Origin of the sequence: Vibrio sp. HI00D65 (genome assembly GCF_001635455.1) — a bacterium.
Classification (GTDB): domain Bacteria; phylum Pseudomonadota; class Gammaproteobacteria; order Enterobacterales; family Vibrionaceae; genus Vibrio.
The window spans coordinates 113167-137628 of the sequence record NZ_LWEH01000005.1; the positions used below are offsets into that span (position 1 = coordinate 113167).

Genomic DNA, 24462 nt, shown 5'->3' on the forward strand with positions numbered 1-24462 from the left:
TCATTCCATTAGTTGAAGGTGTAGTTTAGTTGAACAGCAGATAGGTAAGCTGTACCTTCCGCGCTGAATGAAAGGTCTTGGAATAATTGGTTAGTCTCGGTGAAGTCACCTTCTTTACTCTGAACAATCGCAAAGCCTGCATCGAGAGTTAGGTCTGGGTTGATCGTGTAAGTCAGGCCAGCGCTATACCAATAACGATCGCTATCAGGGATACTTAGAGTTGCTTCACCAGCTTGCTCGTCATAGGCAAAACCTGCGCGAAGTGTCCACTGTTGGTTTAGTGTATATGTCGCCCCTAAAGAGTAGCGATTATTGTCGTTGTACTTTTCTGACTTCTGGAAACATTGCCCAGCAACACCGTCACTAGTACAGTCTGGGCTTGTTGCTTTAAGTTCTTTAAAGCTGCTCCAATGTGTTTGTTGCCACCCATAGTGGACTGCCCACTGATCGTTCAACTGATGGAATGCTGAAATTTCGATAATCGACGGTAGGGTGATTTGAAGTCTTCCTGTCGTTTTGGTTGCGCTACCTTGTACGATTCCACCTGTGTAATCGGTGAACTCACCATCATCAAAGTCGAGATCGACTTCAGAGCGGTAAGCAATCGAGAAGCGGTTATTCTCGTTTAGTTCATATAAGCCACCGATATTCCATCCATAAGCGAATGTTTCCCCAGTCATCTGAATTAATTTTTTAGATGCGGGATTTCCAGTGACGTTAGAAATAGCACCTACATGTCGGTTTAGTTCCGCATGTGCATAGACGATATTAACACCGCCACCAATGCTTATTTGCTCGCTTACACGATAAGCTATGTTAGGATTAAGGTTGACAGACACTAGCGCTGTATCACCAGCAAGATCACCTGCAAAAATATCATCTGGATAATCTGTTGCAACACCGTAGTTAGTAAACATACCGATGCCCCAAGCCCACTTGTCATTTATCGGGCTGATGTAGTAAGCCGCTGGTACGATTTGCAATGGTGCAACGTCATCGGACGATTGGCTTTGTCCACCTGAACCGGGTACGTCGTTTTGCGTGACATTAACCTCAGGATCTACGATAGAAACCGCGCCTGAAAATTGGGCTGTATCAAATAGGGTCATTGCAGCGGGATTTCTCGCTAGTACACTCGCGTTGTCAGCTACTGCACCTTCACCTGAGAACGAGCGACCAAGACCTGAAGCAGAATGCTCAGCAACTTGGAAGCCAGCGGCAAGCGAATTACATGCAAATAGCACTGATAGTGAAACGAGAGAGCGTTGTATTGTTTTCATCCTTGACCCTCCTAGGGCATCAAATTTCATTATTTTTGTTTGAAAACACACTGAGCATTTTTGGTGTTGAAGCTCCAATGTAAACAGCATGTTAAATTCATGTTTTATATAAAGTCAAAGAAAGAGTTGTTATTTTGTGAACTTATATTTTTAAGGGGCGGCACTTTAACATCAATATTATAAATGCAATCAATGATTTATTTGTGGTTGGAGGTGTGACCAGAGCATTTATACACCATTGCGGTATAAATAGTGTTCAACAGATCAATGTGTAACGATTTTGTTTCTGTTTACCGCAATTCCCTAAATCGGCATAATATTGGCTCATTTTGATGGTCTTTTAATTGGAATTTATAGTTTGGAATTACTCGCGATAGAGTTTCTTGGTAAACCGCTTCGTTTAGAAGGATCGATGGCAGGATGGCAGCAGCTATTTTGGGACAACACATTAGTGTCTCAATTAGATGCGACTTCGGAAGACGGTGATGTGCGTACACACACATTTTTGCTTCGTTCTGGTGAAGAAACGTTGCAGTGTCACGTTGAGTCTACGGTTCAGTGGCAACCTTTTGAGATGGCTTATAAGGCGCTGGTTAACGGACAAGTCGTCACCGAAGGAAGCCGTAATACTAAAGACATCGAGCAGCAAACTCCGGTTGTGGCACCTAAACCTGAAAAGCGCTTTAGCCTGATTGGGTTAATATCACTTGGAATGAAAGCGCTCAAGAGCGCTAAGTTGATTAAAGTAGTACTTGCATCTGCAAGTTTAGCGGCATATTCGTGGCTATTTTCTATCCAGTTCGCTCTCGCTTTGATCGCTTGCTTGATGTTCCATGAATACGGACATATTAGAGCCATGAAATACTTTGGTATGAAAACAAAAGGTATTTATCTTATCCCCTTCCTCGGTGGTTTAGCTCTCTCTGATGAAAAGATTAATACACGATGGCAAGATGTCGTTATCTCAATCATGGGGCCTTTGTTTGGGCTGATATTGTCGCTTGTGTTTACCGTTTTGTATTGGGTGACAGGCGAAATGTTCTTTGCTGGCCTTGCGGTATTTAATGCCTTACTCAACTTATTCAACTTGCTGCCAATTTTGCCTCTCGATGGCGGTCATGTTCTAAAAAGTATTAGCTTTTCAATGAACAGCGTGCTCGGTATCGTTCTGTGTGTCGCAGCCGCGGTTGCTGGAGTTGTTCTTAGTTATCAGCTAAATCTAACTCTGTTTGGTTTCTTATTGATTATGGGTAGTGTTGAAATCCTGTTTGAATGGAGAGGGCGCCACCATAGCCATTTATTACCACTAGATAGATATGGCCAAGTAGTTTCTTTCCTTTGGTATGTAGGTCTAGTGTCTAGTTTGATCGGCGTTATTTGGTATTTCGCATCTACGGGAGACCAGCTATTAAGCCTACCGTTACAGATCCTTGGTACTTAGTACCTTGTTATACAGTAAATGTCAGCGCAGAAGCTGACGAAACGAAAAACGCCCTAACCATTTGGATAGGGCGTTTTTTTATCAGGTGTAAGTCGAGCTCTGCTATGGGGAGTACTCTTCGCATTGATACTAGGCTTTGCAGTTTGGCCTCGAGGCTTTTGATTTTGGCAACGTCGTGATCTTGGACTGTAGATCTTTGATTCGAGTACTGTGGGAAGGGTGTGTCGATAGTAATTCTGGTGGTTGGCTACCGCCAGATGCTTTCACCATGTTTTGCCATAAGTCGACACTCTGCCCTGGGTCGAAACCGGCTTGTGCCATGTACTCTAAACCAACTATGTCGGCCTCAGACTCTTGTGTACGACCATAGGGTAAAATCACGCCATACTGAACACCTAAACCTAACGCAGCCATGGTTACACCTTGATATTGCTTGTATTCAGATGAACCCAAAGCAACACTCGTAATCGATAAACCTGTATTGGCGATCTGTGATTGGGACAAACGTTCGTTACTGTGATCAGCTAAAACGTGTGCGACTTCGTGCCCTATAACGGTCGCTAGTTGATCTTGATTTACAGCTACGTTAAGTAGCCCAGTATACACACCGATTTTACCGCCAGGTAAGGCAAACGCGTTGACTTGGTCACTATCAAAAACAACCACTTCCCATTCGCTGAAATCTTGCTTAGGGATATGTTGAGTAATCCTATTTGCTACACATTGTACATAAGCGTTGGTCTTTGCATCTTTACTGAGAGGTTGCTCTTTCTTCATCTGTTCGAAAGATTGTGCACCAAGCTGAGACATATCTTTGTCTGAAAAGAGCAGCAATTGATTTCTTCCCGTTGGGGAAGCGCTGCACGCGGTTAAGCCTGCGAGTGTGAGAAGCGAGGCAAACTTCATCCATGACATCATACAATATCCTCTGTGTATTCGGTTTTTATGCATGTTAACATCAACTTGCATAATGGCTAATAGCTATAAGATAACTTGTTAGATGTAAGACTCGAACAGACACCAATAGCGAAATCTGCTCAAGCGATAACGATATCAATAATTAAGGAACCTGCATGACCATTTGGAAAAAGCCTGTTGACCTAGATACCTTCAACGCAACCTCAAAGAATACCTTAATTGAGCACCTCAACATTGTTTATACCGAGGTAAACGACAATTCATTAGTGGCAACGATGCCCGTTTGTAACTTCACTCACCAACCACTTGGTATGCTTCATGGTGGCGCTTCCGTTGTTCTTGCAGAAACGCTAGGCTCATTAGCAGCAAATTTCTGTGTGCCAGAAGGCTACTACTGTGTCGGACTCGATATCAACGCGAATCATGTAAGGTCGATGCGTGAAGGGCATGTAATCGGTACCGCCGAGCCTATTCACCTTGGCGTATCGACACAAGTATGGCAGATAAACATCACTGACGAGCGTCAACGCTTAGTTTGCACAAGTCGTCTCACCATTGCGGTAAAAAAACACAAGCGATAACTCGTCAGACTGTTAGGCCCATTGTGGTCTCCGGTTTTAACGCCATTATCCAACCATAATCCTAGTTTGAGAAATCCATGGTCATAACCTTTAAAAGTGGAAAAGTCATTGCAACAGCACATGAGCTTGTTGTGCGTTTAGATGGTGAGCATAGAGTCACGCTACAAGCACAGGTTGATGCCATTCAACTGATCGGAAAAGGGGCAAATGTCATCTCCGCAAATGGCTCTGAGTGTAAGTGGTCAATAAAACTCGATGACGAGCACCAACTTCGAGATATTGCTAACGAAATAGGCTGTGATGTCATGTAACTCTAGAGCGTCTGAGTACTTTTGGTGCTTGTCACTTCTCTATGTTTGAGTAGGCCTGCCTAAATTCGATAATTCTGTGTAAAAACATTATCAGTTAGATTGATTTTCTCTTATAAAATGAGGAAACTGAATTCAATATCACTTGATTAAGTTTTCCTCTTTATGAGTAGCCCTAGACTTCGCGTTCAATTCGAAACCCTATTTGAATACTTCGATGGTAAAGACTCTGATGTTCAGCTTGATGACATAACAGATGTGCTCTGTTGTACCCGTCGAAATGCTAGAATGGTACTCAACAAACTCGAAGAAGAGGGGTGGGTAGAGTGGCTACCTGCAGCTGGTCGAGGTAAGTTATCCCAACTCATCTTCAAGCAGAATCGTTGTGACGTTAGCGAAAACTTGGCAAGACGCTACTTAGAAGAAGGTAAGATTGGACAGGCATTGTCTGTTCTTGATCAAAATGCCGCGAAGCTAACTCAAGTCATCCAAAACTACTTGGGCGTTCAGTACCAAGAGGGCGAACAGGTTATCCGTTTGCCTTATTATCGTCCGCTCTCCATGCTTAACCCGACTAAGTCGATGCGTCGTTCAGAGCAACATATCGCCTGCCAAGTATTCAGTGGCTTAACCCGCTTGGATGAAAATGATCAGTTACAACCTGACCTTGCACACTCTTGGCAAAAAATCAGTGACTATCAATGGCGGTTTTTCTTAAGGCCAGGGGTTCGTTTCCATAACGGCGAACCGCTTATGACAAATCATGTTGTTGATACACTACTAGCCCTTGAGCCGCTCAACATGTTCTCTCATATCAAAGACGTGTCATCTCCAGCCAATTGCGTGGTTGATGTTTTCCTAACGCGGCCAGATAAATACTTCCCACTTGCGCTCACAGAATCTGTCGCAAAAGTAACGTTGCCGATGATTTTGCGAGGGGAGGACTATGATATTCGTCCGATTGGTACTGGACCATATCGCATTGAGAAGAATGACGAAAAACAACTCGTGTTAACCGCTTTCAATGGATACTTTGGGTTTAGACCTCTGATCGATCGTGTGGAAGTTTGGGTTGTAGACGAAGCCTATTCATCAATGGTTTACCCGAGCCTTTCAAAACCTGTCATTGCTGACCGCGGTGATAGTGATGAGGTAGGACTTGACCCTGGATGTACCTACCTATTGCTCAATAGAAAGAAAGGCATAGCAAAAGACCCTAAATGGGCTGAGTTTTTGTCAAATGTTCTAAACGCTGCTGATCTATTCCTGCATATTCCGAAAGAGACAGTTATTGATATGGGGGTATTACATGCTTACGGCATCAAGCCGGGTTGGTACGATATCAAGTTAAAAGTCCCAGTATGTCCACCAGCCGATACTAAGCCTTCGATTAAATTAGCATATCAATGCCAACACCCTATGTTTCCTACGCTTGCCAAGGCCATTGAAACGGTACTCAAGGAATATAACGTCGATGTGGATCTTTTCGGTTACGAAACCGCTCCTCCTCATGCGGATACTGTGGATATTTGGATTAACCCTATGGGAATTGCAAATAACAGGGACGATGCGTTGGCATGCTGGCTTATGGATTACAGTTTTCTTGATGAATCGAGCCCGGGAGAAGACTTTGATCAATGGTGTCATATGATTGATCGTTGGCGCTCAGGTGAATTTGAACAATTCCCGGCAAGGCAGCTTGGTAAACAACTGGTACAAAGCAACCAATTGATACCTATGTTCCACTGTTGGTTAGGGGTAAACAAAGATCAGTGCGGTACCTTACAAAACGCGAAGTGTAATGCGCTTGGTTGGTTCGATTTTAGCCAAGTTTGGGTTAAACCTGACGTTGATTAATACACGGATAGCGCCAGGAAGGGCAAGGGAATAGTAATGCAAACCGTCTTATTGACATTAATTACGCTGGTGGCCTTTGCGGCAAATTCTGTGCTTTGTCGATGGGAATTGATGGATCAAACCATCGATACTTTGAGTTTCCCCATTTATCTGGCGCGTCTACTCTATTGATTTTGCAAGGTATAGCGTCCCAGAATAGGAACAATGCAACTGAAGCTACTCCCACAGCGCTGTTTTCCAAGCTCAAATCTCGGTTCCGGTTATCGCGACACTCGGCGGCGTACTGTTGCTCTCGGAGCCTGTCACCCTGCAATTTGTGATTTCATCAACCATCATATTAGGCGGTATAAGCTTAGTGCTTGTAGCGGCTAAACTTAAACAATTAGAATCAGCACGTTACCTTTATGGCGAAACCTAACAAGAAACAACCGACGAAAACCGTTCAAATATTTTGCGCTAAATGCAAAACACAGTTATTCAAATATCGAAAAGGCGGTAAGGGAGCGCTCGCAAAATGTTTTAAGGAAAGGATTGTTGAAGACTTTACTACAGAGCCGTGCATTTGCCCTGAATGTGGAATTGAGTTTGCTCGAGATACGTTAGTACGCGGCACTCCCGCATTTAAGTTCGTGGGTGGTAAGGTCACTATGAAATAGCCTTGAAGCTAAAACACAAAAAATGCCACATCGTATAACACGTGTGGCATCTGAAAGTGAATCTTGGATAAACTGAGTTAACGAAGTGTTTGGCTACAACTTGGTACGTCCTTGAAGCTTGAGAAGCAGCAGTGAGACGATAGCTCCGGTCGTATCACATAGCATGTCTTTTTGCGCATCCCAGATATCACCTTGTGACCCAAGGAAAGCGATACCTTCATCACCACCTGCGATTTCAGCATACCACCATTCAATAATTTCATAGCCTGCCGCAACACTCATGATGGCAAACAGTGCAAAGAAGCACGCAATTACGGGCTGAGCCAGCTTATTCCGAATAAGATACTCAGCGAGTGGGTAGGCATAAAGTCCGATAGAGAAGTGTGCGACTCTATCAAAATTGTTGCGCTCAGAGCCAATTAACTGATTAAACCACTCGAACGGTACTTCCGCAAAAGTGTACTTCGCGCCAATTGTGTGCAGTGCCAACCAAATGAACATCAAAACATAAGCGGTTTTTGTAAACGTTAATTTTGTCGATAACCACCAAATCCCGACAAGAATCAGTAAGGCGGGTACGATTTCTGCTATCCAAACCGCTCTTGAAGACGGCACAAACGCTGAGAATAAAAAAACAACGAGATACAACGCCGTGAGCGAGAGTAGAGGTCTATTTTGAGCAAGTGGCGTAATTATCATCATCAGATCCCATATAAGTTTTATGTATAGTTGCACAATAATGAACATCGTTCAATTGAGTTTTAATTAACAAAATTGTTGAAAAGTTGCGTTATCGCACAGTATCTAGACGAACGGTTGCGAGAGTTTCACTAAAATTTGATTTACAACAAAGCGAACCATAAAATCCTCGTATCACTACATAACAAGAAAGAAGTCATGAAACTGGAAACTGTCGATTATCTTGCTGACGACGCAGCAGAACAATTTGTTCGCTCTTTACGTGAAACTGGATTTGGCGTACTGAAAAACCACCCCATCCCTAAAGAGCTTGTTGAGTCAATTTACGAGAACTGGTATCAATTCTTTATCTCTGAGGAGAAAGAGAACTTCCACTTCAATGTTGAAACACAAGATGGATATTTTCCACCTTCAGTGTCTGAAGTTGCAAAAGGCCATACGGTAAAAGACATTAAAGAGTACTTCCACGTATACCCTTGGGGTCAAATTCCTGAGCAGCTTAAAGAGCAGATTCTAGATTACTACCAACGCGCTAATGCTTTTGCTCAAGAGCTATTAGGTTGGGTTGAAGCTCACGCACCTCAAGAAGTACAAGAAAAGTTCTCTATTGCTCTATCAGAAATGATCAATGGCAGTGAACAAACTCTGCTTCGCGTACTTCACTATCCACCGATGCAAGGTGATGAAGAACCAGGCGCTATCCGTGCTGCAGCACACGAAGACATTAATCTTCTTACTGTGCTACCTGCAGCGAACGAGCCAGGCCTACAAGTTAAATCTCAAAACAACGAGTGGCTTGATGTGCCGTGTGATTTCGGCAACATGATCATCAACATCGGTGATATGCTTCAAGAAGCATCTGGTGGCTACTTCCCATCAACGACTCACCGTGTAATTAACCCAACTGGTGCACGCCAAGAAAAATCACGCATCTCACTGCCTCTTTTCTTGCACCCTAAACCAGAAGTGGTTCTATCTGAAAAGTACACAGCAAATGAGTACCTAATGGAGCGCTTAAGAGAACTAGGCGTTATCTAATTAGTCAGACTTTATACTCTAAAGGCCAGCATCACGCTGGCCTTTTTGTTGTTTGAACATATAACTGATTGAAATTTATTTAGTTTGAAACTCGACAAACCGCGATAGATCGCTTTCAATTAATAATACACACAAATGCATATGGTAACGGGCCCAACCAATTATGTTAGACAACCCAGAATCATCGAGCCACCAGGACATGAGCCGCCATTTTCATGCTCATATGGAAAACCCGTTGCTCTGGCCAATAATGGAAGTCCTCAAACAAAAGCCAAGTGGGTGGAAGGTGCATACCTTGGCTGCGCATCTTAATGAACTCGGTTTCGTTCCAGTGTTAGACCAAATTCCAGAGAAGGAGTTATTCAAGAAAAACTTCTTAATCATGAATGCGCTCTACCAACTGCAAGAGACACTCTATCCAGATAATTGGCTTCAAGTTCAGGCGATGGACATAGAACTAATGTGCGGCCGATATTATGGAAGCACACACGTTATTGACCACCAAGACCCGTTGCGTGAGTACTATATTGACTGGTCGAACTACGAGGCCGAAGAGGGTGAAGTTAAAAGGCTATTGAATGAGTTTTGGACTCGATATAAAAAGTATGTCGGTGGTGTCGAAACAGATATGGATCGAAGCCGAGCATTGAGCCTGTTTGAATTACCGTTCGACGCTTCACCAGAAGAAATACGTAAACAGTGGAGACGGCTAGCGCTTCGCTGGCACCCAGATAGAGATAAAGGTAACACGGTTCAGTTTCAAAGATTGTGCGAAGCGTGGCACGTTTTGCGAAGCTAAATTGTCCCGCTGGATGTGTTGTGGTTTATGAACAACAAAGCCCCACTTTAGACAAGTGGAGCTTTGTACATTTTGTCAGTTATGAGTGGTCTTTACTCACACCGCTTTTGTGTTCAAATGCATAATCAAGCACTTTGCGGATGTAAGGTGCAGCAACCTTAGAACCACCATTACCATGTTCAATAACAACAGTGGCAACGTAATCCGGATGTTCATAAGGCGCAAAGGCAGTGTAGAGCGCGTGGTCGAGTAGATGCCTTTCGAGCTCTTTGGAGTTGTACACCTGATCTTTTGCCAAGCCAAATACTTGCGATGTACCCGACTTACCACCACTTGTGTACTTGGTTCCTTTAAACGCTCTTCTACCACTACCGCGGCTGCCATGGTTCACTAGTCGCATCGCATTAATCGACACATCCCAGATTTTGTCTGGCACTTCATCAATAGATGGCATTTGCTTTAGTTCTACTAGCTGTTGGGTCTCAAAGTCTTCACCATGATCCAATGTTGCTCGCAGTATATGGGGAGGCATGACCTTACCGTGATTGACTAACACAGAGGTAGCTTTCGCAAGTTGCAGCGGGGTCGATGTCCAGTACCCTTGTCCAATACCGATCGGTACCGTGTCACCTTGATACCAAGGCGTTCGGTAGCGCATCATCTTCCAATCTCGAGTCGGCATATTGGCGTTACTTTCTTCGTATATGTCGATGCCAGATGGCTTGCCAAAGCCAAAACGGTTCATCCATGTACTGATCCGATCGATACCTAGGTCAAACGCCACTTGATAGAAAAATGAATCCACCGACTCTTCGATTGCCTGTGTTACGTCAACAGGACCATGGCCCCAACGTTTCCAGTCTCGCCACGCTTTGGAGTTAGACTTAGAGCCTGGGATACGCCAAACACCGTGGTCATTGCGAATTGTATTTTCTGAAATTACATGCTCATTCAAGCCCGCAACAGCCATGAACGGCTTAACAGTAGAAGCAGGCGGATAAACACCTAGCGTTGCTCTGTTTACCAATGGGTGGGCGGGGTCATTGAGTAATGTTTGGTAATTCTTACTAGAAATGCCATCAACGAAAAGGTTAGGGTCGTAACTCGGGCTTGATGCCATTGCCAAAACACTGTTGTCTTTCGGGTCGAGGATTACCGCGCTACCAGTACGATGGTCAAGCTGCTCAAACGCGTACTTTTGCAGTTCGAGATCAATGTTGAGCACTATGTCTTTCCCTGCAACAGGTGGAACATATTTTATGGTTCTGACGATACGGCCTCGGCTATTAACCTCAACCTCTTGATAACCTTTTTGACCATGAAGTATCTCTTCGTAGTATCGCTCAACACCAAGCTTACCGATGATAGTGGTTGCTTGATAATTCGCTTCTTTGCCTTGTTCTTCTAGTTTTCTTAGGTCGTTGTCATTGATGTGTGCAACATAGCCTAATACATGAGTCAGTACTTCACCATTAGGGTAGAAGCGCTTTAAGCTAGTATCGATTGTCAGTCCGGGAAACAAGTATTGGTGAACAGAGAATTTTGCGATCTCTTTTTCCGTCAGATTCTCCAATATCGCAACGGACTTAAAACGGCGGGTGTTGCGATAGCGCTTTTTAAAACGCATAACTTGCTCCTCACTCAACGGGATGTACTCGTTGAGCTTGATCAGCATCTCGTCTACATCTTTTGTTTGCTCAGGGATCATGGTGAGTGAAAACACCAGTTTGTTTTCAGCCAACAACACACCATTTCTGTCGTAGATTAGCCCTCGCGTAGGGGCGATAGGGAGCACTTTAATTCGGTTCCCGTCAGCGCGGGTCTGGTAGCTATCAAAGTTTTGAACTTGGAGTCGGTATAGGTTACCGACTAAGACGAGAGTGAAAAGCAGAATACCTATGAATGCGACAATAACACGGTTTCTAAACAGGTTTACTTCATTTTTATGATCGCGCATTTTTACGCGTTTGTGGTACATCAAATCTTAGCCTGTTACATTTAGTTACACTGGTTTAGGCGGACTTTACCATAGCTTCGTAAAGACAATGTCATTTTTTATGAGCTTCTCAAAGATAACCAGAGTTATATAAATTATGGGGAACGATGTGCTTGGTACATAACCAGCTCGTTACTCAACATTTGTGGTTCGCTAGTATGCGTGCTTGGATGAGTGGGAATAAAATCGGCCCCCATCTTTGGGGGCCGTTATTTGATATTAATTAGAACTTAGTTCGAAGGCTTGAACTGAGATTTACGCATACGGTTAATAGCCGCCATAACATCCAATGTTCTTGGTTTCGCTAAGTCACCATAGTTAGGCATATTTTGGTGCCAATCATTACCAAGAATCGCATTAAACTCTTTTGCAGGATTATTCGACCAGCCCGGCATTTGTGCGAACTGGAACCAAGCCCAACCAATCGCGTTGACTTCAGACGTTGATTCAAGTTGCTCTAGCGCAGACAGGTCGGCAAACTCTTTACCAAAACGCAGGGACTCTTTGCCTTTAGCACTTACTCGGAACTTACCATCAGTAAGGATGTTCATCAGTGATGCACGGTTCAATGAACGAGGAACAAACATCTCTAATGGTGTTTCACACTCGTTAATGCGCTGAGTCGGGTGCTGGGCAATTACGTCTTTAGCTTTCTCTGTAACATCTACCGCTTGGTAGTCGTGCATTTGGATCACAGTGTCTGCTACGTCAAGATAATCACCAGAGCCCCCCATAACGACGATAGTAGAGATTTTCATTTCATCACGCAGCTGGCCAATACGGTCGACAAGAGGAGTAATCGGTTCGTCACCTTTTGAAACCAATGCCTGCATACGCTCATCACGGATCATGAAGTTGGTCGCTGATGTATCTTCATCAATCAATAAGGTTTGAACACCTGCTTCAATCGACTCTTGTAGCCAAGCCGCTTGAGAAGTAGAGCCCGAAGCGTCTTGCGTACTGAAATCAGACGTATCTTTCTTCATTGGAAGATGATTGATGTAGTTTGACAGGTTTAAGCTGTGCACACACCGGCCATCTTCGGCGCGAATCTTCATGGTATCAATGGCAGTCACGATACCTTCACGGCCATCACCAGGAATATGGTTGTAGATAGAACGCTCAACCGCATTCAATAATGTCGATTTACCGTGGAAACCACCACCAACGATCAATGTAATCCCTTTAGGAATGCCCAAGCCTGTTACGTCGCCTTGATTTGGCGTGTTTAACGTAACGCTCAGTGATTCTGGAGCAGTGAAAGGAACCGCATCTTTCATTGGAAGGTCACAGTTACCTGCGATACGTGGTAATACACTGCCATTTGCCACAAATGCCGCTAGGTTATGATCATCTAGCTGTGCACGCAGCGCTTCTTGGTCTTCGATCGTTTCACAGTGCTTGATCATTGCATCGATGTTCAGTTCTCGCTCTAGCGTTGCACGGCGGATAAACTTCGGCAGGTAGAAGGTGATGATGTTGTTCGCTTTCTTCGCAAGAATGCTACGACCATCAGCAGGTAGGTTAATGCGGAAACGAATTTCGATACCATTTTCTGTAAACACGACGGCAGTATTATCGAGTACCGTTTGACCCGTTAATGCAATAGAAACGGTCGCTTCTTGTTTTGCGAACTCAGCAAAGCTACGTGCGATAAAATCACGAGCCGCAACTTGGTATTCATAAGACTTTTCTTTCAGCCAATCTAACCCAGTTAACGACCACGCGCGCGTTGCTCGAAAACGAGAGGCTGACGCGTATGGGTCTCCTTGAATGTGGTCGATGTGTAATTCGAAATCAGCAAAGTCGTATTGACCTTTAATTTGTTGATATGCACGGTAGTTTTGTTTTTCGAGCTTTTTAAGCTTTGCAGTCAACTGATCCATAACGAGGAATGCCTATATAAAGGGGAAGATAAAAACAGAAAGGCGGCGATTATAAAAATCACCATCTATAGAGTAAAGAGAAACTGAACCTAAAACCAAAACTAACTGCGCTTTTCTGCTTTAAGCGTAACGAGTTGTCCCTAAATAGTTTTGATTGACTAAGCTGTGTTCAAATTCTTGGCTTGGCATCGGTCTGCCATAAAGGTAACCCTGGCCAACATCACAGCCCTCATCAATAATAAACTGCTCCTGAACTTCTGATTCAATTCCTTCAATCATCACTTTCAGATCCAACTTTTTTGCGATCTGGACGATTGAACGGACAATCTCAGAGTCCTCAGTCGAGTCGAGCATCTGGTCGATGAAACTCTTATCAATCTTGATTGCATCAAATGGGAACTTCTTAAGGTAACTGAATGATGCGTAGCCGGTTCCAAAGTCATCCAGTGACAATGTCACGCCTATGTCATGCAATGTTTCAAGTGTGTTCTTTGCCACCACTTCATCTGCAATGAGTCCGCTTTCTGTCACTTCGAGCTCTAAGAAATGAGGTTCAAGGTGATAGGTTTCCAGTAAATGGACGACTTGCTCAGCAAAGTGCGCGTTCTTGAGCTGCACCGCAGAGACATTAACCGCCATCTTAAAGTCTTCAACGTATTCAGACCATTCTTTGGCTTTTTCAATCGCATTACGCAGCACAAAACTACCGACTTCAAAAATCAAGCCGTTCTGCTCGGCCATGTGAATCAATGTTTCGTTAGAAATGTCGCCTAAAACAGGGTGTCGCCAACGAAGTAGAGCTTCGGCACCCACCCAGCGGTGAGTTAACGGGCACACTTTAGGTTGGAAATAGAGCATCAAGTCATCGTTACGAACCGCTTGTAGCAAATAACCTTCGATCTTATTGATATGGCTTTGTTCATCCGTATGAGACTGAGAGTAATACGCAAACTTTTGTCCGGAATCTTTGCATGCGAGCATAGCTTCAGAGGACTTCTGGAGAATGCTCTCAGCATCATCTTCGCTATTAGTGGTCGCAATGCCGATAAATGCGTGTAGGTGAACTTTATCCTTCTCAATGTCAAATTCGGAGTGACCAACCTTTACTAGTGTTTGACAGAGCTCTTCGAGACGATGGTGCAAATCCTTGACGCTGAACGCCAACACCAAGTCAACAGAAGTAGGGCGTGCTGTTAACACGTCGATGTCAGAAATGCTGTCTATACGTTTTCGGTACTCTACTAAGACTTTGTCTAAAGCGTTATAGCCGTACCTGGCTTGTATACGCCTGCCATTCGTAAAACCGATATGAATGACGGCGAATGAACAATCAGTGAGTCTACGTTGTGATGACAGTTTGTGATTAAGACGCGACTCAAACGCATTGCGATTCAAGAAGCCGGTCCCGAGATCGTGGTTCTTTTGAAAATTGATTTTATGTTCAGCCGCTTTGCGCTTATCAATTTCTTGATTCAAAGAATAATTCAGACTGGCGAGATCTTTAGTCCGTGTATACACGCGATTTTTTAGGTCGCGATTCATCTGAGCTAACTTTGCATGCTGGAAGAGGGTTTTAAGCTGAGATTCTATTGAGGTACGAAAGCTCTCAAGTAGTTTGATATAAGTGGGCGTATAGTGATTTTCCTTCGAGTCCAAGATGCAAATGGTTCCGAAGATTTCGCCATTTGGCCAAAGGAGGGGAATACCACAATAAGAGACCAAGCCAAGATCAATGTCGGGGTTATTTTCCCATGATGGATCTTTGAGCGCATAGGGTACGAGTAGGCGCCGTTGCGATTCCATTACTGTTTCACAATAAAGGCCATTACCCAACTCTTCTGAGTCACCTTTATTGTAAGGGTTGTTCTCGCTATGACTGGTGGAAAAGACTTCAATGTAATTGGAGTGAACTCGCATAATAAGCGCAGCTGGCACGTGAGCAATTTGAGCTAAGAGATCGACAATCTTTTGCCAACCGTGCTCCATATCGTCTGGGATATCTAAATCGAGTGTTTTTATTTTCTTCATATGACTCCGAGTCAATTATGCTGAATGCATCAACACATCCTGTGTTAATTATGATGAACCAAATAAAACTGTGAATCTTACTTTAATAAAGTATAAGAAATGTTGCACATAAAAACCTCGGCAATTTTGCAGAGGTTTTCAAATATGAATATGGGTCTCAGTAATGAGAAAAATTTCGACTAAGGTTTTAATTTTATAAAGTCTGCACTATTCAACTTCTTAGTGTAGTCGACTGATGGTTGTGCAAAACCGTTTAGCTGCAAGAATTCATCTTTAAATCCTTGGTAATCACCTAGGGTTTGGAAGTTGTTTTCATCCATATTATTAAGCAACTCTGTCACATGAGCCTGCGTCTCTGGGTCTAGTTCCCAGTCGTCCATTCGTATCAACCGCTCACCATCAAGCGGAACTTTAGATTGACCATACAGCTTAGTGCTAAACAGGCGCTGCATTTGTTCGATACAGCCTTCATGCGTCTGTTTTTCTTTCATCACTTTGTACAACGCAAGCAGGTAGGGGCTTAAGCCTGGGATAAATACACTCGCTTTGGTCACCAATGCCTTACATACCGTCGCATAAGCATTGCCGCCAAAATTGGCTAATTCAAGGTTAAGCGCATGACTGGTTTGATGAAGGTCGATTTTTGCACGACCTAGTGTACCATCGAGATAAATTGGGTGTGTCACTTCAGGACCAACGTAAGAAAAGGCAATAGTTTTACAACCGGTAGCGATAGATTCGGCATTGATGAGTTCATCTATCCAGGTTTCCCAATCTTCGCCACCCATAACTTTGAGAGTACTTTCTGCTTCCTCTGCAGTTGCGGCTTGGAGGGTATTGGTAACCCAACTATCATGTTCAAGCGAGATGGTCGCGCCGGTAACGCTTTCGTCAATAGGTTTGATAGCTGAACGCCAAAACTCATCGGAATCAGGTTTAGGGCGAAGACCAGCAGCCAAGCTATAAATAACCAGATCAACTTCACCTTCGAAGTAAGTTTCTATCGCTTCAACAACTTGAGCGCGTGTTTCTTTAGAGAAGGCATCACCTACGATATTAATAGCTGTGCGCTGTTCGCGTTCCGCTTCTTTTTTGAAGTAGATGTTGTTGTACCAGCCGGCACTTCCAAGGGATTTCTCTTTGGGACCACGTTCAAATGAAACGCCAATGGTGTCGGCTTGTGCACCGCCAAAGGTTAGGGCTATGCGAGCCGCAAGGCCGAAGCCTGAAGAAGCGCCGATGATTAAAACTCGCTTAGGGCCATCTTTGATTTGCCGCGCACTCTTAACGAATTTTATTTGTTGCTTAACGGCTTCTTGACAGCCAAGAGGGTGAGCGCTTTTGGCTACCACACCCGTGATAACAGGTTCGATCAGCATAAATAACCTTACAGTTAACGGTGATATGCACTCAGGCTAACGTAAAGCTGTGTAAAATTTATTGAGCTAGACCATTAAAACTTAAAGATACTGATATAATTCTTCGGCGACAAATTCAGCAATCCAAGGCTGAGCTTCCGGTTTTGGGTGTAGCCCATCGTTCATCATCCACTCAGGTTTTAGAATGATGTGCTCTAGGAAAAACGGCAACAGCGGCACATTTTGTTGATCAGCCAAAGCTGCAAATACGTATTCAAACTGCTGGTTATAACGCTTGCCGTAATTAGGCGGAATTTTAATTTGCATCATGATTGGTTTAGCACCAGCATCCTTAACTTGTTTGATGATTTGATCCAAGTTTGAAGACATCAGCTTAGGTGGGAAGCCTCGAAGACCGTCGTTCGCACCCAGTTCGATGAGAACAGTATCTGGAGCATGGTCTTCAAGCAGCTTTGGCAAACGAGCTAAACCGTTACCCGTTGTATCACCAGAAATGCTGCCGTTGACCACGATCACCGCTTTGTCGTGTTTCGCTAAAGCATCTGGTAACAAACTTGGCCAACTCTGTTTGATATCCATGTTGTAACCAGCACTTAAGCTGTCGCCAAGTATAAGTAACTTAGACTCTTGGCTTGGCGCTGAGTCTTGAGCCAGTGAAGCGCTAGAAAATAATACAAAGAACAAAAAGGAAATTAGTCGAGTCATGCATACATCCATCATTAAAGCAGAAGCTGTTTCCAAGACAGTGTCTACTAATCAAGAACATTTAACAATCCTAGAGCATGTCGATATTGATATTCGTGAAGGTGAAACAGTCGCGATTGTCGGCACGTCGGGAGCAGGCAAATCGACCTTGATGACATTACTTGCGGGGCTTGATGTTCCAACAAAAGGCGAAATTCATCTGCTAGGGCAACCGTTATCACAGCTTGATGATGAAGCGAGAGCGAAAATCCGAAGTGAATCGGTAGGGTTTGTTTTTCAGAGCTTTCTTTTGATTCCTAGTTTGTCTGCACTACAAAACGTAACCCTTCCGTGTCTGCTGAAAGGCGAAGATGAAGATATAGAACGTGCAACAGCTTTGCTCGAATCGGTTGGCCTCAAGGACAGGCTTGATCACTTGCCATCTCAACTATCGGGCGGCGAGCAACAACGTGTGGCATTAGCTCGTGCATTTATGATTAAGCCAAAGATTCTATTTGCTGATGAACCAACGGGGAACTTAGACCAACAAACCGCAGCAAAAATCGTCGAACTACTGTTCGAGCTGAACTCCTCTCACGGCACCACACTGGTGTTGGTGACACACGATCCTAAGTTAGCACAACGCTGTCAACGAACGCTTAAGATGCATGTCGGACAGATAGAGGAAGTCTAAATTGAATTCATCAAACGGACTGAACAAACGCCTGTTTTCATGGAGTATTGAAGAGATTCGACATGGTCAACTATGGCCGGTATCGATCGCTTTAACACTGATCATTGCCTGTGTTTTCGCGCTATCAGCATTGGCTGAGCGCATGGAGCAGGTCATCGTAAAACAGGGGAAAGATGCACTCACTGCTGACAGCGTGTTCATCTCAGCAAACCCAATTCCACAACCATTACTAGACATCACTCAATTAAAGCAACTAGAAAGCTCTCAGTTAACCCGTTTCTCAACCATGGCATTTAGCGACAACGCGATGCAGTTAGTGACAGTTAAAGCGGTAGAGAGTAACTATCCATTACGCGGGGAGATGGTACTAGAAGGTGCAGACAATGCATCGAGCAATCACGTTGAGCCCGGTGAACTTTGGCTGGACGAACGTATTTTCACACAGTTGGAAGTTGAAATAGGTGACAGTGTCACTATTGGGGATGCTGACCTAACCATTACCGGGCGAATCTCTCAAGAACCGGGGCTTAGCTTTAACCCATTCCAACAGATGCCTGCGGTACTGATACATAATGATGACATTGACGCGACAGGAGCTATTCAACCGGGAAGCCGTGTAAGTTTCAGACTGTTCTTAAACGGTGATGATGCAAAACTAAAAGCAGCTCAAGACAGTATCGAATTAACTCCGAGTGATCGTTGGCGTACACAAGATTCAGCAAGCCGCACTAATGATATGTTTGAAAGAACCACTCAATACTTATCACTAACGGTCGCGATTGTCGTGATTATGGCAGCGACTACCCTTGTATTGACGTGCCAACATTATGTAGCGAGCCGTCGAAAGACCATCGCTATGTTAAAAAGCTTAGGCGCAAGTAAACAGTGGATCATTAAGTGGCTATCAGTACAAGTCTCACTACTGGTCGTTATTGGCGCCGTTCTTGGTATCGCGATCGGGATCGGACTCGAGTTTCTTCTCCGTATTCCGCTTGGTGACTTATTGCCTTCACCGCTTCCTAGCTATGGTATCGAACCTGCCATTCTTGCCATCGTATCGAGTATTCTAATTGGTATACCAGCGCTTGGCATTCCATTGCTTGGATTAGTCAATACATCGGCGATAAGTGTTATTCAATCAAATCACAAAGCACAAAATAGCTATAAGAAGTTCGCGCTGTTGTTAGTGCCTATCATCCCAATGATATTGATGTATGGTGACAATCTGTTGGTGTGGATTGTTCTTGCAGGAATCGTTGGCTTGTTTTTGATCCTCGCTGTGGTGAGCACTGTTGTGTTGCGACTGTTTAGTAAGTTGCCAACATCGACCTCCATGCGTTTGGCTATTAGCCGCATCAATCGCACACCGCTTGCGACGGGCATTCAATTTGGCTCTCTGGCACTATCATTGATGCTGTTATCTATCATCTGGTTGGTAAGAAGTGATCTGTTGTCAGATTGGCAACAAACCTTGCCCGAGGATGCGCCGAATGCATTTGCGCTTAACATAGCCAGTTATGAGAAAGACAGTTACCTTGCAACCATCGATGAAAACCAAGTTGAACGCACTCAAGCATTCCCAATCATTCGTGGACGACTGACGACGATCAATGGTGTCGAAGCCTCTGAATACACTGACACTTCAGAAGGTACAGATGCCCTAAGCCGTGAAATCAACTTCACTTGGGGCGAATCGCTACCAGAATATAATGAAATACTTGAAGGCAGCTGGACGCAAGAACAAGGTGTGTCAGTTGAATCTGCTGTTGCAGACCAGTTAGGTTTGAACATTGGCGACGAGCTTGTTTTTACCATCAACAGTCAAAATGTAGCAGCTAAAGTCAATAGTATTCGAAAAGTAGAATGGCGTGAAATGAAACCAAACTTTTACTTCATTTTCGCCCCTGACGTACTGAGTTCAATACCTTCTACTTGGCTGGTTAGTTTTAGGCTAGAAGATCAACACAATTCCATGCTCAATGAACTCTCTCGGAACCATCCAACCGTGAGTTTGATGGATATCAGGGTGATGGGCAGCAAGATCCAAGAGCTACTCAAACAGATTGTTTGGTCTATTACCGTGCTGGCCGCGCTTGGTGTTGTCGCTGGACTGTTGCTTATTTTCACGCTGTTACGTCTTAGCTTATCTCAAAGACAACAAGAGATACGTTTGTATCGTACGTTAGGGGCAAGCAAGAAACGTATTCTCAACACCATATGGTGTGAATATGGATTAATGGCATTGGTTGCGGGCTCAATAGCAGCACTCGGTTCAGAAATGAGTGTTGCCGGTGTGATGAATTTTGGATTTGAGTTAGAACCGTCACTGCATCCAATGTTGTGGGTTGCTTTACCTGTACTCACTTTCACAACCCTAGCAGCTGTAGTTAACAGCTTAATCAAGCGTCTATTGGCACCTGTAAATAAGGATTTTGGATAGTTGAGATAGAAAACCTCAGATAGTTTGTTGAAGCGGTCTGATTGTGAATTTTTATACCAAGGTACCAACTAGGGATAGAAGCCACAGTTAGGCTGCTTTTTATTTAACCAGCAATAGGCATAAATCAGGGATTGAGTGCCTTAAAATCGACATTTATTAGAATATAATGAAGCCTAACGTGTATTTATGTCGATTTAATAAACAGAGGTTAGTCCCTGTAAACAAAGGGTTTGCGCAACTTAGCGAGGACGTTGTCAACAGTTATCCACAAAAACGGTGGATAACTTTAGGGATAAGTTAACATCTTTGTTTTACAAGTACTGAGACAGCCTTTATGTGGCGTCACTTAGGACAAATTTGACTGTTAGAATAACCTCGAAACTAGAATTCATAGTTATTGAGTCAAGAGATTATTTAAGTTTTTTACATAGATTCGGATATCAAGAAGGCTAAGACCTTGATAAAAATGTGTTTTAATTCGTCCTCGAACAAAAGTAGAATAGCGTCAGTTAATCTTATTCTATAGAACACGATGAACCACAACAAAACGGATACAAATCAAGCTTCTATTGCCATTGTTGGTGGTGGTATAGCCGGAACAACAAGCGCTATTCACTTCAGTGAGTTGGGTTTTAAGGTCACAATCTTAGAAAAAGGGCCGAGTTTGGTTAATGGTCCACCGATTTGCCACCTACACGCTGGCGGCAATTTGTATCGAGATATTTCTGTGGAGCAGTGTCTTCAGTTACTTACTCAGTCTATTGATACTGTTCGTCTGTTTCCTCACACGATCAATATTCGTCCTACTGTCATTGCTGTACCACACAGTGATGGTGGTGACCCAATGGACTTGCTTCCTCGCCTCAAAATAATCAAAGACGCTTATGCTGAGCTTGTTAAACAAGATAAAAGCAACCAAGTGCTTGGTGACCCCGAGGAATACTATAAGCTCTACAACAAAGAAGAACTCATCGCGCTTTCTCAGAAAACACAGCCACTGAAACCGACATCACTTGACGAGTGGTGCATTCCTTTTGCGAAGCATACCGACCTAGATACGCTTAAATATCCTGTTGCTATGGTTCAAGAGTACGGTTGGAGTGTATTCCGACTTTCTGCGACCGCTCAGCTCTCTTTGGAACAACAAGCTAACTGCACCTTGCTGACTAACAGCCGTTTACAATCGGTTCAATCAACGGGGCAAGGTTGGTCTTTGACTTATACCGACGTTGATAACCAAAGCCGTAAACTAACCACAGACTACTTGATTAACGCCAGTGGCTTTGAAACAGGCATCGTGGATGACTTTGTTGGATCTAGGCAGCAGCGACTTGTTGAATTTAAAGCCGCTTACGTCACAGAGTGGCCATATTCTCAAGAATGTGAGGAAGAGTGGCCAGAGGTTATCTTTCATGGACCAAGAGGCACCCCGCAAGGTATGGCTCAATTAACACCATATGCAGACGGTGTATTCCAGCTTCACGGTATGACGGAAGGGATCACGCTGTTTGAAGGCGGGTTAGTTTCATCTTCGACAGATTCTTCTCAACCGCAGTTACCATCAAAACTGCTCAAGAAGATTGTATCTGGTTGGAGTGAAGAACAGCTCGAACTCAGAACACGTGCGGCAATTACCCATATGTCGCAGTTCATTCCGAGCTTTAGTTCTGCTCAAGTTGGCGGAAAACCTCTTTTCGGCGCTCAACAAATTCCAGGCACAGACCCAAGTCTAAGAGCCTCAGATGTCTCTTTCTGTGGTGAACGCTATGCAAGGCTTGAAGTAGTAAAAGCCTCTTCAACATTAGAAGCAGCGCACAAGGTGGCTCAACACTGGTTCAATATTCCCGAGTCTGACTCGATTGAAGAGACACATTCAGTGACAATGTCACTTAGGTTAAACGATATTGAAAACAAAGCAATAGGGTTAACCCAAGAACGTGGATACCCAAATGCGCTGGCGAAAGTTTCTGGCCAAGACCATCACTAAAACGAAAAATCAGCTTACTTAGGTAAGCCGATTTTTTCCTTTGGCAATAACCACTCTTAACGGTGGTTCGAAGCTCATTATCAATAACCGAAGAACCGCGCCCACTGGCACCAAACGTCTTGTAACCTCAATCGTTCTCCCTTGCTAAATGATATTTGATGCCCAGGCTTTGCTTGCGCTAAACGTGGCAAGTCAATTCTTGCGACACACCCGATCTTTGGATAACCACCAATAGTCTGCCTATCATTAAGTAGAACAATAGGTTGCCCATCTTGTGGTACCTGTATAGCACCTAGCGCAATGCCTTCGGATAACAGTGATATATCTGGAGAGTGAACCGATTCACCACTAAGACGATAACCCATACGGTTCGAGTTTTGGTCCACGATATAGGGTGAGTTGTAAAACGTCTCCTTGGCTGAGTCTAAGAATAGCTCACTCTGGTAGCTCTCAATAACCCTTAAGTTAACCGGCAAATTGTAATCAGGTGTATAACGGAACGTGACACTAATAGGTTTAAAGTGCTTGGTGAGAGCTTGCTTAGTGAAAATTAATTGGTCTCCAACTTGGCAAGGCTCACCATCTTGAGTTAATCCACCTACTTTTTCACGCGTTATTGTTGCACTGCTATTGAGGACTCCTGGAACAACGAAGCCACCCTTAATCGCAAGGTAAGCTCTGAGTCCATTCTTCGGTAAACCAAACGAAAGCATTTGCCCTTTAAACGCTTGAAATGTGCTCCAGTTGAGTAAAGGTTTCCCATCCAAGGTTGCCTGTAGGTCACCACCACAAATCGCCATCTCACAATCATCATTGACTTGCAGAGAACACTGACCAAGAGTGATTTCTAGCGCCGCTTGATTAACGGGGTTTGCTAATAAGTGATTTGCCCAACTATAGGAGTAATCGTCTACGGGTCCACCTTGTGTTAAACCAAGGTGAGAAACGCCAAAGCGTCCAAAGTCTTGAATTAAACTTAAAGGCCCCGATTTCACGATGGTTAGACTCGCTTTATTGACTGAATTAATCATGGCCTACACCTCCTCCAAGCTCGACAAACTCTTGTCTTGATATTGCTTTAAAGCGCACAGAGTCACCCACATTCAGAAGAGAGAGCTGGTCATGCATTTGGTTAGCCTGAGTCAACTGAGCGTGATCAAACAACGAAATAGGGCAATTACCGATGATATTCCATCCTCCAGGAGAATCTGACGGATAAACCGCAGTCTTTGAATCTGCAATTGCGATACTTCCCTTCGGGACATTGAGCCGTGGAGTAGAGTGACGAGACAGTACTAATGGCTCAACCACGTCTGACATAAAAGCAAAACCAGGGACAAAACCAATAGCGCTGACACTGTAAGTCTGAGAAGTGTGATAGTGAATGATATCTTCCAGTGACAAGCCTTTAGCCTGATATTTATCCAAATCAAGGGCTGTTTCATTTGAGTAATATGCTGGTAATTCAATAATGTTGCGAATGTTACTCTCACTTGAAAATCTTGCCATTGCCTCTGTCAGTATCAAATTGAGTTGAGGAATAAAGTGTTCTTCAGAAATTCGATAAGGTAAATAATCAACCAATATTGTGTTGTACGCCGGTGTAACGTTCATCAATACTGTGGCCAAGCTCTGGCGAATAGCATCTGAAAAGTGCGCCATGTATTGTGCATAACTCCCGCTAGAACCTGCGGCTAGTGGCCGTAGCGTAACAAGCACACTGCACTCAGCAACAGGCTCGACATTAAGTTTTATCTCGTTTTTCGTCATTTGCTTTCCATACGTTTTATT

The 24462-nt window shown here is 43.9% G+C and carries 21 protein-coding genes; 11 read left to right on the plus strand and 10 right to left on the minus strand.

Annotation, left to right across the window (positions count from 1 at the left end; all coding sequences use genetic code 11):
• Positions 1–8 precede the first annotated feature (8 nt).
• Positions 9–1280, minus strand: a complete 1272-nt coding sequence (locus A3712_RS01490; protein ID WP_063521978.1) for a porin — start codon at positions 1278–1280, stop codon at positions 9–11.
• A 358-nt stretch (positions 1281–1638) separates the two neighbouring features.
• Between A3712_RS01490 and A3712_RS01495 the strand changes: the two genes are divergently transcribed.
• On the plus strand, positions 1639–2721 hold the full coding sequence (locus A3712_RS01495; RefSeq protein ID WP_063521979.1) for a site-2 protease family protein: 1083 nt from the start codon (positions 1639–1641) through the stop codon (positions 2719–2721).
• Positions 2722–2850: 129 nt separating this feature from the next.
• Here the strand turns inward: A3712_RS01495 and A3712_RS01500 are convergent, their stop codons facing one another.
• Entirely contained in the window at positions 2851–3639 is a 789-nt protein-coding gene (locus A3712_RS01500) for a M48 family metallopeptidase (protein WP_063521980.1), read from the minus strand.
• 155 nt (positions 3640–3794) lie between these two features.
• Between A3712_RS01500 and A3712_RS01505 the strand changes: the two genes are divergently transcribed.
• The 5 genes from A3712_RS01505 to A3712_RS01520 all read left to right on the plus strand — a co-directional run bounded on the left by A3712_RS01505 (position 3795) and on the right by A3712_RS01520 (position 7041).
• Positions 3795–4220 (plus strand): hotdog fold thioesterase, encoded by a 426-nt coding sequence (locus A3712_RS01505; RefSeq protein WP_063521981.1) that lies wholly within the window; start codon positions 3795–3797, stop codon positions 4218–4220.
• A 77-nt stretch (positions 4221–4297) separates the two neighbouring features.
• Positions 4298–4531: a DUF3389 domain-containing protein gene (locus A3712_RS01510; RefSeq protein ID WP_063521982.1), complete on the plus strand. Its 234-nt coding sequence runs from the start codon at positions 4298–4300 to the stop codon at positions 4529–4531.
• A gap of 162 nt (positions 4532–4693) precedes the next feature.
• The gene (locus A3712_RS01515; RefSeq protein ID WP_063521983.1) at positions 4694–6385 is read left to right on the plus strand and encodes an SgrR family transcriptional regulator; all 1692 of its coding nucleotides are present in this window, start codon (positions 4694–4696) and stop codon (positions 6383–6385) included.
• Between the two features lie 36 nt (positions 6386–6421).
• Complete coding sequence (locus tag A3712_RS28600; RefSeq protein ID WP_269451406.1) at positions 6422–6556, plus strand: hypothetical protein; 135 nt, start codon at positions 6422–6424, stop codon at positions 6554–6556.
• Between the two features lie 233 nt (positions 6557–6789).
• Positions 6790–7041 (plus strand): hypothetical protein, encoded by a 252-nt coding sequence (locus A3712_RS01520; RefSeq protein ID WP_063521984.1) that lies wholly within the window; start codon positions 6790–6792, stop codon positions 7039–7041.
• A 93-nt stretch (positions 7042–7134) separates the two neighbouring features.
• Here A3712_RS01520 and A3712_RS01525 read toward each other — a convergent pair whose 3' ends face one another.
• Complete coding sequence (locus A3712_RS01525) at positions 7135–7740, minus strand: DUF2238 domain-containing protein (RefSeq protein ID WP_063522102.1); 606 nt, start codon at positions 7738–7740, stop codon at positions 7135–7137.
• A gap of 198 nt (positions 7741–7938) precedes the next feature.
• On the opposite strand from A3712_RS01525, the gene A3712_RS01530 reads away from it, so the two are divergent.
• Together A3712_RS01530 and A3712_RS01535 are read left to right on the plus strand one after the other, a co-directional pair.
• The gene (locus tag A3712_RS01530; protein WP_004738026.1) at positions 7939–8778 is read left to right on the plus strand and encodes an isopenicillin N synthase family dioxygenase; all 840 of its coding nucleotides are present in this window, start codon (positions 7939–7941) and stop codon (positions 8776–8778) included.
• 199 nt (positions 8779–8977) lie between these two features.
• On the plus strand, positions 8978–9577 hold the full coding sequence (locus A3712_RS01535; protein WP_443083539.1) for a DNA-J related domain-containing protein: 600 nt from the start codon (positions 8978–8980) through the stop codon (positions 9575–9577).
• 79 nt (positions 9578–9656) lie between these two features.
• Here the strand turns inward: A3712_RS01535 and mrdA are convergent, their stop codons facing one another.
• The 5 genes from mrdA to A3712_RS01560 all read right to left on the minus strand — a co-directional run bounded on the left by mrdA (position 9657) and on the right by A3712_RS01560 (position 17571).
• A complete protein-coding gene (mrdA, locus tag A3712_RS01540) occupies positions 9657–11555 on the minus strand; it encodes a penicillin-binding protein 2 (protein WP_063521986.1) in 1899 nt (632 codons plus the stop codon).
• Between the two features lie 248 nt (positions 11556–11803).
• Positions 11804–13459, minus strand: coding sequence for an ABC-ATPase domain-containing protein (locus A3712_RS01545; protein WP_063521987.1), 1656 nt, complete (start codon positions 13457–13459; stop codon positions 11804–11806).
• A gap of 120 nt (positions 13460–13579) precedes the next feature.
• Complete coding sequence (locus A3712_RS01550) at positions 13580–15487, minus strand: bifunctional diguanylate cyclase/phosphodiesterase (RefSeq protein ID WP_063521988.1); 1908 nt, start codon at positions 15485–15487, stop codon at positions 13580–13582.
• Positions 15488–15666: 179 nt separating this feature from the next.
• The gene (gene fabV, locus A3712_RS01555; protein WP_063521989.1) at positions 15667–16866 is read right to left on the minus strand and encodes an enoyl-ACP reductase FabV; all 1200 of its coding nucleotides are present in this window, start codon (positions 16864–16866) and stop codon (positions 15667–15669) included.
• Positions 16867–16947: 81 nt separating this feature from the next.
• Entirely contained in the window at positions 16948–17571 is a 624-nt protein-coding gene (locus A3712_RS01560; RefSeq protein WP_063521990.1) for an arylesterase, read from the minus strand.
• Here A3712_RS01560 and A3712_RS01565 point away from each other — a divergent pair.
• The 3 genes from A3712_RS01565 (at position 17570) to A3712_RS01575 (ending at position 22671) form a co-directional block, all read left to right on the plus strand.
• Positions 17570–18244, plus strand: a complete 675-nt coding sequence (locus tag A3712_RS01565) for an ABC transporter ATP-binding protein (protein ID WP_004738017.1) — start codon at positions 17570–17572, stop codon at positions 18242–18244. The two genes, A3712_RS01560 and A3712_RS01565, sit on opposite strands and share 2 nt — an antisense overlap.
• A gap of 1 nt (position 18245) precedes the next feature.
• Positions 18246–20684 carry an ABC transporter permease gene (locus tag A3712_RS01570; protein WP_063521991.1) on the plus strand — a complete coding sequence of 813 codons (2439 nt, stop codon included), beginning with the start codon at positions 18246–18248 and terminating at the stop codon, positions 20682–20684.
• 532 nt (positions 20685–21216) lie between these two features.
• Entirely contained in the window at positions 21217–22671 is a 1455-nt protein-coding gene (locus A3712_RS01575) for an FAD-dependent oxidoreductase (protein WP_063521992.1), read from the plus strand.
• An 80-nt stretch (positions 22672–22751) separates the two neighbouring features.
• Here the strand turns inward: A3712_RS01575 and A3712_RS01580 are convergent, their stop codons facing one another.
• Positions 22752–23702, minus strand: coding sequence for a biotin-dependent carboxyltransferase family protein (locus A3712_RS01580; RefSeq protein WP_063521993.1), 951 nt, complete (start codon positions 23700–23702; stop codon positions 22752–22754).
• On the minus strand, positions 23695–24441 hold the full coding sequence (locus A3712_RS01585) for a 5-oxoprolinase subunit B family protein (RefSeq protein ID WP_063521994.1): 747 nt from the start codon (positions 24439–24441) through the stop codon (positions 23695–23697). The genes A3712_RS01580 and A3712_RS01585 overlap by 8 nt, the downstream gene beginning before the upstream one ends.
• Positions 24442–24462 lie beyond the last annotated feature (21 nt).